General features: G+C 39.4%; 1 protein-coding gene. It reads right to left on the bottom strand.

All coding sequences use genetic code 11. The features are described from left to right. Positions 1-490 (bottom strand): hypothetical protein (locus V7122_RS04490; RefSeq protein ID WP_335525909.1); only part of this gene is annotated, 490 nt, incomplete at both ends.

Below are 490 nucleotides of genomic sequence, written 5' to 3'. Positions count from 1 at the left end.
CTACTACTTGATCTTCTTCCGTATTTTCTACTAAGTCTTGGTTATCTACAACTTCATCTGTTCCTAAATCAACCGGGCTATCTGTTGCATCATCCTCAGAAGGAATCGTTTCATCTGAGACAGGGGTTTCCTCAGTTGTTTCTAAAGCTGTATCTGTAGCTTCTTCTGACTCAGTCGTATTTTCAATGCCCGTATCCACTGGTACATCCGATAACGGGTCTGCCTCAGTTTCTTGTGATTCCTCTTCAGCTATTATTTCAGAATCTGTTTGATTAAATTGCTTCTCAATGAGTTTTTGATAATATTCAATAAGACTTTGATAGTTACTACTGATGGATTGGTATGTTCCGACTACCCATTGTTCAAATAATCCATCATTTTCATTTGATACATTTTCGTCAGTTTTAGTATTTTCAGTTTCTGTGGCTTCTTCGTCTTTCGCTTCGTCAGTAGGTTCTGCTGCTTCCTCGCCTTGGGCTTCTTCTGCTGC

Source organism: Bacillus sp. JJ1532 (assembly GCF_036965085.1).
In the GTDB taxonomy this organism is placed as follows: Bacteria; Bacillota; Bacilli; order Bacillales; family Cytobacillaceae; genus Cytobacillus.
This window is presented reverse-complemented; position numbering and strand designations above follow the sequence as displayed.